The organism is Burkholderia sp. 9777_1386, assembly GCF_015712265.1.
Taxonomy (GTDB): Bacteria; Pseudomonadota; Gammaproteobacteria; order Burkholderiales; family Burkholderiaceae; genus Burkholderia; species Burkholderia cenocepacia.
In genome coordinates this window covers 1-9,235 of sequence record NZ_JACCQB010000100.1, presented here as the reverse complement: position 1 = coordinate 9,235, position 9,235 = coordinate 1, and the positions used below count along the sequence as shown (strand labels likewise).

6 protein-coding genes are annotated in these 9,235 nt (G+C 56.4%); 1 reads left to right on the top strand and 5 read right to left on the bottom strand.

All coding sequences use genetic code 11. The annotated features are described in order from the left end of the window. Nucleotides 1–272: 272 nt before the first annotated feature. The 5 genes from H0X91_RS34340 to H0X91_RS34320 all read right to left on the bottom strand — a co-directional run bounded on the left by H0X91_RS34340 (nt 273) and on the right by H0X91_RS34320 (nt 7,813). Entirely contained in the window at nt 273–3,443 is a 3,171-nt protein-coding gene (locus tag H0X91_RS34340) for a type I restriction endonuclease subunit R (RefSeq protein WP_196433800.1), read from the bottom strand. Nucleotides 3,444–3,566: 123 nt separating this feature from the next. Beyond that, entirely contained in the window at nt 3,567–3,761 is a 195-nt protein-coding gene (locus H0X91_RS34335) for a hypothetical protein (RefSeq protein WP_196433799.1), read from the bottom strand. Next, entirely contained in the window at nt 3,758–4,795 is a 1,038-nt protein-coding gene (locus H0X91_RS34330; protein ID WP_196433798.1) for an SIR2 family protein, read from the bottom strand. The genes H0X91_RS34335 and H0X91_RS34330 overlap by 4 nt, the downstream gene beginning before the upstream one ends. Next, a complete protein-coding gene (locus H0X91_RS34325; protein WP_196433797.1) occupies nt 4,792–6,120 on the bottom strand; it encodes a restriction endonuclease subunit S in 1,329 nt (442 codons plus the stop codon). Before H0X91_RS34325 ends, H0X91_RS34330 begins: the two co-directional genes overlap by 4 nt. Next, nucleotides 6,110–7,813 (bottom strand): class I SAM-dependent DNA methyltransferase, encoded by a 1,704-nt coding sequence (locus H0X91_RS34320; RefSeq protein ID WP_196433796.1) that lies wholly within the window; start codon nt 7,811–7,813, stop codon nt 6,110–6,112. Before H0X91_RS34320 ends, H0X91_RS34325 begins: the two co-directional genes overlap by 11 nt. Nucleotides 7,814–8,410: 597 nt before the next feature. On the opposite strand from H0X91_RS34320, the gene H0X91_RS34315 reads away from it, so the two are divergent. Next, nucleotides 8,411–8,737 (top strand): hypothetical protein, encoded by a 327-nt coding sequence (locus H0X91_RS34315; protein WP_196433795.1) that lies wholly within the window; start codon nt 8,411–8,413, stop codon nt 8,735–8,737. Nucleotides 8,738–9,235: the final 498 nt, after the last annotated feature.

The following is a 9,235-nucleotide window of genomic DNA, read 5'->3' as shown; positions in this document are numbered from 1 at the left end:
CCGCCGACGCTCCGGGCCCGTCAACACTTCCATCACTTCCTGCCTAGTGTTAGTCAAAAACACAGTCCTATGCCTACCCGTTATTGTAAGTGGGTGACTGTGTCCGGCGTTTCAGGGGGCTGCTCCAGCCTCTAAGATGGATTTAGGATCGTCATCCCCGCAGTATCTGCTCATAAATTACCCCGTAGTTTTTCGTATGTGACAATTTAGCCGATTGTATCGACAGAGCGTCCCGACTACGCCGCGGCCATTAAGACCCGGAGCGCTTTGCACTACGTCGACCACGCATTCGACAGAGACTCCGCCTGCTTGAGCACCAGCTCGATAGCTGCTTCCTCACCCACCGGGGGATACTTCCACTTCTTCAGCGTACGCCGCACCAGGATCCGCAGCTTTGCGCGCACGCTCTCCCTCACCTGCCAATCCACCGTGGTGCTGGCCCGCAGCTTCGCGGTAATCTCGATTGCGATCCTCTTGAGCACCTCGTCACCCAACTTCCGCACGGCGCTTTCATTGTTCGCGAGGGCGTCGTAGAAGGCGATCTCGTCCTGACCCAGACCAAGCGCGGCCTCTCGTTCCAGGAGGACCTGGAAATCCTTGGCCATCTTGATCAGCTCTTCGATGACCTGGGCCGTTTCAATCGCACGGTTGTGGTATTTGCGCAGGGTCTCCAACAGACGGTCGCCATACTTCTTCTCCTGCACCACGTTGTTTCGGGCACGCGCTTTGATTTCGTCGCGTAGTAGCTTTTCCAGTAGTTCCACCGCCAGGTTGCGGCTTTCCATCTTGCGGACGTCTTCGAGGAAATCGTCCGACAAGAGGCCGATGTTCGGCTTGTCCAGCCCCGCCAATGCGAACACGTCGGCCACGCCATCCGAGATGATGGCGTTGTCCAGAATTTGCTTAAGTACGCTGTTCTTTTCCGCGTCGCTGCGCTTCTTGTCCACGGTCGTGAACTTTGCGATGGCGGCCTTGATGGCCGAGAAGAAGGCGATCTCCTTGCGCAGGGTTCCTGCCTCGTCCAGCGTGCTGCAAAGTGAGAACGCCTTGGCCACCGCCACCATGGTGTCGAGGAAACGCGTCTTGCCGTCCTTCAGCCCCAGGATGTGGTTGGCTGCCGGCACCAGCAGCTGCATCGCCTGCGTCTCGAATGTTCTGTAGTCAAAGCCATGCATCATGCCCCGCACGACATCCATCTTCTCCAGCAGTACCGACAGGGCCTCAGCTGCATTGTGTGTGGGATCACCCTTGCCATTTGCATCGGTGTAGGTCTTAAGTGCGGCCTTCAGCTCATTGGCAACACCAATGTAATCGACCACCAGACCACCCGGCTTGTTCTTGAACACCCGGTTGACGCGGGCGATGGCTTGCATCAGATTGTGGCCCTTCATGGGCTTGTCGATGTACATGGTGTGGCAGCACGGGGCATCAAATCCGGTTAGCCACATGTCGCGCACGATCACCAGCTTGAGTGGGTCTTTCACGTCCTTGAAGCGCGCCTCCAGCCGCTTCTTCACCTGCTTACTGTAGAGGTGCGGCTGCAACAGGGCTTTGTCAGCGGCCGAGCCAGTCATCACGATCTTGATTGCACCTTGCTCCGGATCGGTGCTGTGCCACTCGGGCCGCAGGGGGGGGCTATTTTCGTCGCCCACACAGATGACGTTGTAGAGCTGCACGCAGACGTCACGGCTCATGCACACGATCATTGCCTTGCCGTCTATCACGGAGACGCGTGCCTCAAAGTGCTGGATCAAGTCTCGTGCGACCTGCTGCAACCGAGGTTTTGAGCCCACCAGTTTTTCCAAAGCCGCCCACTCGCTCTTCGTTTTCTCGCGGCTGGCGATATCCTCTTCGTCCTCGACGACTTCGTCCACCTGCTCGTTGAGCGCGTCGATTTCGGCCTGGTTTACATCCAGCTTGGCCAGGCGACTCTCATAGAAGATGGGCACCGTGGCACCGTCGTCGACTGCATCCTGGATATCGTAGATGCTGACATAGTCACCGAACACCGCGCGGGTGTCCTTGTCCTCCAGCGCAATGGGCGTACCGGTGAACCCGATAAAGGTGGCATTCTTCAGCGCATCGCGCAAGTGCTTTGCATATCCGAACACGTACTTGCCAGTCTTGGTATCCAGACGGCCCTTGGTACCGTATTGGCTGCGATGGGCCTCATCCGAGATCACCACGATATTGGTGCGGTCAGAGAGCAGAGGGTGTGCCTCTTCCTCCTCCAGCAGCGCGAACTTCTGCACCGTGGTGAAGATGATGCCACCCGCCTCGCGAGAGGCCAGCATCTCGCGCAGTTCGTCGCGATCCACGGCCTGAACCGGAGTGGTCTTGAGCAGGTCACTGGCGGCGCTAAACGTCGCGAACAACTGGCCGTCCAGATCGTTGCGGTCGGTTACCACCACCAGCGTGGGGTTCTTCATTTCGGGCTGTTGCAGCAGCTTACCCGCGTAGCAGGCCATGGTAATGCTCTTGCCCGAGCCCTGGGTGTGCCAAACCACGCCGGCCTTGCGCGAACCTGGCTTCACCTCCTTGGCGTAGCTGGCACGCTCTTCGTGTACCTCCAGGACGCCCTTGTCGGCGTCCTGCGCGGCAATCACCGTGGCGCGTACCGCCTCGCGCGCCGCATGGAACTGGTGGTAGCCTGCGATCTTCTTGACAATGCTTTCGCCATTCTGCTCAAACAGCACGAAGTGCCGCACGTAGTCCAGAAACAGCTCGGGGTTGAAGAAGCCACGTACCACCGTCTCTAGCTCCATCTGCAGACGAGGTCGGTCGTCTTCGTTGGCGATGGTGCGCCAGGGCAGCATGCGCTCCGCATTCGCGGTGAGTGACCCGACACGTGCTGTCCAGCCATCGCTGACCACCAAGGCGGCATTGCCGTTGAACAGGTCGCCGATTTCGTCCTTGTAGGTCTGCAGCTGGTTGAACGCATCCCACACGTCAGTCTGTTCATTGGCGGGGGTTTTCAACTCCACCACCGCCAACGGCAGGCCGTTCACGAAGGCGATCACATCGGGCCGCCGCGGCTGCTTGGTGCCGGTGATGGTGAACTGGTTCACCACCAGGAAGTCGTTGTTGCTCGGGTGCGCAAAGTCGATGAAGTGCACCAGATCGGTCTTCTTCTCATCACCCTGCGCAAACTCCACCAGTAGGCCGTTCAGCAGCAGGCGGTGCACGTTGCGGTTGCGCACCACCATCTGCGGCTCGCTCACGGACTGCAGCGCATGCGCTGCCTGCTCCAGGGCTACAGGCGCGATGTGCGGATTGATCCGGGCCAGCGCAGTCATGAGGCGCTCGCGCAGAACAACCTGCCGGTAGTCGGTACGCTCCGGTGCGCTGCTGTCCGGCGCAATGTCTGGGCCGTGGGCGAAACGCCATCCGGTCTCCTGGAACCAGCCCAGGCAGAGTTCCTCGAGTTGTTGTTCGTTCAGCATGTTGGAACCCTTGCGCCTCCCCAGGCTGCCAGATCACCGATCTGGTTGGCGATGAAATGAGAAATTCTTTGTAAAAGTTGCATTGGCATTGGTGTGTGCCCTCCATTTGCGGTGAAATGGCGGCTATGCCTGCGCCGAGATGTACCGCGCATAGCGCCGTGAGTCCAACGCATTGGGATCGCTCTTCACCAGCCTCTGCTCCATGGTCGCGGTGATGACCGGTGGCAGCGTGCTGCGGCCAGCCTCTTTGAATTCGACGTTCTGGGTTTCGGAAGCGCGGCCACGCCACAAGTCGATATGTTCTACGCCAATGGTCATGACGTTTCCATTAGCGCGAGCAAGAGCGCCTCGATAGATTCATCGTGCGCTCCCGCCGGGTACCACATCGGATAGACATTGCATTCAATCAACGCGTCTCGCCGCGCAATCCGCTCCGCATCACTACCCGGTACGGGCAGAAACGCATAGTGTCGTGCGACATTGTCATGTCCATTGGCCTGCACAAACGTTCGCATCGCCGTGAGGGTACGGTCGACTGTCAGACTACAGCCAACAAACAGCAACGTCTTGGAACAGATCGCCTCTATCGTTTTCTGCAATTCTTCGTCATCACCATAGTGCTTCTGGTACTCGGCCGCAGTAAGAATTCTGCCGCGTGGACTTGTAGAGGTTCCATGCAGCTTGAGCAGTATTCTCTTGCCCTCGGCCAGTTTCCTTGGAAGTTCTCGGGAGTGGTCCCCTGACAACTCTTCCGAGAAGGGCTTTCCAGCTGCCTCATAGCAGCGCTTGGTCACGTCGTCGAAATTCGTGGTAATCACGCAGGAATCGAAGGCGTGCGGCAACAATTGCACGCATCCTGAAATTTCACGCGAGCGCCCAAAGGAGTTTTCCACCGCTTCATTGAACGCGGGCCCGAGGGCATCTGCCAGTCTCTGAGCTGCTTGCTCATATTGGCCCGCAAGCAGGATTTGGTCGAATTCACCGGGATCGATCGCCGTCTCGCGGATGTGTTGCTTGAGGAAAGCAGTCCACCCTGGATAGCCGCTCGAAACAGACAAGCCAGCACCGACAAAAGGAACCACTGCGCCTCTGGCGTAAACCTCTTTGAGTTTGCCAAAGCGGTCTTGCAAGCCGAATTCATCCAATATGGTCTTTGCCGACTCGATTAGCTCTTCTTTGCGCTCCTGCACCCAGTCTAGGAAAAGATCGTCGTAGGCATCAGGATCAAGCAATCCCTCCAGAATCTCATCAGGGGCCCAATGCTTGTTTCGGATGTGCACTCGCCCCTTGTCGACAAAGAGATTCTGCTCCTGGGCCAAAGCGTCTGCGAATATCGGCTTGAGATGCTTCATGCAGGTACCTCAATCTCGCCAGAAAGCAGCTTGGGCAGCAGGGCATCACGTGTCGCGCTAAGAGATGAAATCTCGTTCTGTCGATTTCGGATTTCATCAAATAGAGGCGTGATGATTTTAGAAAATATATCCATAATGTCGCGATTCGCCAAAATGATTGGCATTTCACGGATGGTTTTTGAATTCACAGCGTCGGCAATTGATGACGTGCTTCCGAGCGTCGAATAGTCGAAGCCCTTTAGATACAGATACAGGTACTCCGATGAAATCGCGGCGTCGTTAGGTAACTTAAAATGAGCGATTGCCTCATTTGTCACCATCGGGCCATCCGAGATAGCAACTCGACCGATGGTCAACTTGAAGCTCAGCAGTACAGTTCGATCTGGCACGACACGCACATTGAAACGCGAGACTGCCTCAGATGTAAGGAATTCTGAAGATCGCTGCTGAAATACGCCATTGGCTCCCATGTCCTTGATGGACACCCAGCGCCAATCTCCCTCGCCTTCAGTGAACCATTGGGGCTCCTTTCTTGGCGGAGTTTTGCCAATCCCGACCTCGGTCAACGAATTCGCAGCCTGAAATGCCCACGCCTTCGGAATCTCCCCCAACGCCGATGCGTCCATCTCATCCGGGAACAGTGCAGCAGTGGCGATGAGTTGTTCGTATTGCTCGGGCGGCAACGAATCGAGTTCGGCCTCAAGCTTGCCGCTGATGGCACTCATCGCAGCGCGCAGCGGGTCGCGGCCTTCCTGAATGGCGGTGATCTTGGCTTTGACCGGGTCGAAATCGACAAACCATGATTTGAAGATAGCTTGCGCCATGGCTTCTAGGGTTTGATTGATTCGGCGGTTTAGGTTGATTTTTTTGTCGAGGGACCCAAGCACTTGAATGATCGAATTCTGATACTTGGAGTCAGGGTAACTGATTGGGATTCTGTTTAAGTTTCCTTGTGTTAGCTTGGGCATCACGGCGCCAGTAAGGTACGGCTGGATGTCTGCATTTTGCAAGAAGTACTGCAGATATTCCGTCATTACTTCGCCGTTTCCAGTGACGATGTGAGCGTGGTTGTTTACCCAAAATTTCCCGTCTGCCATGAACGCAATTGGAGTTTGCCGGGTACGGAGATTTTCTCCGTCCTCGGCAATCAAAAGATAGCGACCCTCAAATAAGTAGCCATCCACGTGATCAACAATTCCGGACGCTCCATAGTAGGGGTATGGTCCTTTCCTTCGTTCGGATTCCTTGACAGGTTTTCTTTTCCCGTCGTGATTAAAGGTCACTTCTCCTAGTGGCTTTTGAAACCATTGGACTTCAGAAGCCATAACCCAACCCCGCCAAGTTCTTCTTGACCTCGCCCTCCAGCTTGGCGCTCTCGGCAAACTGCTCCGAAAGCTGGGCCGTCAGCCGTACCATCTTGTCGGCAAAGGCTTCACCATCGTCTTCCTGCTCTTCGGCGCCCACATATCGGCCCGGTGTTAGCACGTGTTCGTGCTTGCGGATGTCTTCCAGCGAGGCCGAGAAGCAGAAGCCCGGCACGTCTTCATAGCCTTCACCGTGTTGCCAAGCGTGGAAGGTATCGGCCACCTTTTTGATGTCGTCTAGTGTGAAGTCACGCAGCACGCGATCTTTCATGTAGCCGAGCAGACGGGCGTCGATGAACAGGAACTGGCCACGACGGTTGCGCTTCTTCTTGTCGAAGTTAAAGCCGTTTGCCTTGTCCTTGGTGAGGAACCAGATGCAGGCCGGGATTTGCGTGTTGGTAAACAGCTGTCCCGGCAGTGCCACCATGCACTCCACGTAGTCGCGCTCGATCAGCTGCTTGCGGATCTCGCCTTCATTGTTGGTGTTGGAGCTCATCGAGCCATTGGCCAGCAACAGCGCCATGCTGCCGGTAGGGGCCAGGTGGTAGAGCATGTGCTGCAGCCAGGCGAAGTTGGCGTTGCTTTGCGGCGGGGTGCCCACCAGCCAGCGCGGGTCGTTCTCCAACCTAGCGTTCCACCACTCCTTCATGTTGAAGGGGGGATTGGCCATCACATAGTCGGCGCGCAGGTCGGGGTGAAGGTCATTGAGCATCGTATCAGCGGGTTGGCCGCCGAAGTTGAAGTCAATACCGCGAATTGCCAAGTTCATCGCGGCCAGGCGCCAGGTGGTCGGGTTACTTTCCTGCCCATAGACGCTGATCTGACCGGTTTTGCCATCGGCAGGCTTACCGCCATGTTGCTCGATGAATTCCTCGCTCTGCACGAAGAAGCCTCCCGAGCCCATCGCTGGGTCGTACACCCGGCCCATGAATGGCTGCAGCATCTCAATGATGAGGGTGACGATACTCTTGGGCGTGTAGTACTGGCCGCCCTTCTTGCCTTCGGCCAAGGCGAACTGGCCAAGGAAGTACTCGTAGACGTGGCCGAGGATGTCTTTGCTCTTCAGGCTCAAAGGCTGGCCGTCGTAGCTGGGCTGGCTGAAGTTGGTGTCGGAGAAGTGGGCGATCAGGTCGGCCAGCTTGTGACTATCGATCTGCGTGCGCGCGAAGTCTTTATTGAGCACGTTCTTGAGCTTGGCGTTCTCGCGCTCGATGGCCTCCATGGCATTGTCTATAAGCCAACCCACGCTGCGCATCTCTTCCGGTTCATCTTTTCCGGGCTTGTTCCAGGGCAGCGGTGCCTTGGGCGGTAGTTGCACACAATCGCGCAGGATTTGCCAGCGCGCTTCCAGTGGCACCCAGAAGACATTCTTTTCCAGGTAGTAATCGCGCACCTCCAGTTCGGCGGCGATATGACCCTCATAGTCGTCGGCGTAATCCTCAGGGGTCATGTAGTAGTCATGCGCCGGGTCACGGAACTGGGCATTCAACTCACGTTGGCGCTCCTCGAATGCGTCCGACACGTATTTCAGGAAGATCAGGCCCAGTACGACATGCTTGTAGACGGCAGCGTCAAGATTGGAGCGTAGTTTGTCAGCGGCGGTCCAAAGTTTCTTTTCTAGATCGATGAAAAACTGTTGTTGGATCAAATTCATTGATTAGCCTGAAGATGCTTAGAGTTTTATTGTGCTGGTCCGTATAGGTGCCTAGCGACCCTGGAACGAGAAGAGGAGGACTGTGCTTTATTCTTCGAGGTTCAAACGATGTGGCGCCCCTGTTTATCGCTTCGATGAAGCCCATATCTTGTGCCATGTCAGATAGAGCTCTCACCGTGCGGGGTTGAACTATATGCGCTTCGGATTCTATCTCGCTCTTGGCGCTCATGTCTTTCCGCTTAATCTTCCAAAACCTGATTTTGGGTTTCGTTGTTGAAACTGGCTGGGAGGGTGGTGCGTAAGAATATTGTAATTTTTGTGGTAAGCACGTCCTAATTTGTCGTCCACCTTGGTAGTAACACTTTCTGCATTCTGTTCGCTAACGCCTCGCATACGGGGCCAAATGTAGGTCGAACCGCTGAGGTATCAGGGGCGATCTGTCTGCACAGGCTTCGTCGTACCACTAAGGAGCTACACACTGGACGCATCCCATGGGATGCCATGGAAGCTGTGCTGAGCGCGCATCCACGCGTAGGTGGATCCGGCTGCGGAGCGCAAACGAACTGCATCTGACTTTGATTCGAAGTGAGATTTTGCATGATCACAAAGATTCTCACCGTTCGGTTGCCGAGTGGCCACTATAACGACCTCTACGCAACAGCCGCCGAGTTTGGCGTAAGCGTTTCCGCGCACATTCGCCGCGTCGTTGAGTGCGAATCCGAAGCGCTGCAAGTCAACCAACTGCGCATCGAGCTGTTCGACAAACTGATCGCGCTGTCGAGCGCCAGCACGACAGCGCCAATCGAAGTGACCGAAACGCCGCTGCTGTGTCGCGCGATTGCCGCCCACTGCAACCCGCCGATGGTTAGCCAAGTCCGAGCCAGCCTGGCCCAGGCCCAGGCCCAGGCCCAGGCCCAGGCGTAAGGAGGCATCCATAGAAACCTCAGACCACTCAATTTGAGCAATCTGGATGTCAGCACGTTTTCATCTCCACGAACTTGTGCAGTTTGAATCGCGTGGTGCGCGGCCGCGCTTGTGCAGGGCGATGTACGTAGGCTTGTTGCGACAGACCGGTGACATGTTCGAGGGTGAATCGGTCCTTGGATTGATGAAAACCTCCATCCAACTGCTTGGGCTGTCGTTGCTGGTCTTCCCCTCAGGCTGTATTGTCGGCCGAGCTGATGAAGCTGCCACCGCTGCACGGCTTCCTCAACCTGGCTGGCGACCACCCGATCGGCAGCGTGCTGCTTGTACCCGAAGGACTACGCCGTGCCCGTCCCGGCCTTCGGAGCGCTTGACCTGCCCCCTGCAAACAGGGCCAGCTGGAGTCTAGTAAAGTTCGTTTTCGGAGAAGAAGACGAACATGAAGAAGCGCTTTACGGAACAGCAAATCATCGGGTTTCTGAAGGAAGCCGAAGCCGG

What these genes read in the sequence shown, in the direction of transcription:
- H0X91_RS34320 (WP_196433796.1), bottom strand. Translation starts at nt 7,813, where the DNA reads ATGAATTTGATCCAACAACAGTTTTTCATCGATCTAGAAAAGAAACTT.
- H0X91_RS34335 (WP_196433799.1), bottom strand. Translation starts at nt 3,761, where the DNA reads ATGACCATTGGCGTAGAACATATCGACTTGTGGCGTGGCCGCGCTTCC.
- H0X91_RS34340 (WP_196433800.1), bottom strand. Translation starts at nt 3,443, where the DNA reads ATGCTGAACGAACAACAACTCGAGGAACTCTGCCTGGGCTGGTTCCAG.
- H0X91_RS34315 (WP_196433795.1), top strand. Translation starts at nt 8,411, where the DNA reads ATGATCACAAAGATTCTCACCGTTCGGTTGCCGAGTGGCCACTATAAC.
- H0X91_RS34325 (WP_196433797.1), bottom strand. Translation starts at nt 6,120, where the DNA reads ATGGCTTCTGAAGTCCAATGGTTTCAAAAGCCACTAGGAGAAGTGACC.
- H0X91_RS34330 (WP_196433798.1), bottom strand. Translation starts at nt 4,795, where the DNA reads ATGAAGCATCTCAAGCCGATATTCGCAGACGCTTTGGCCCAGGAGCAG.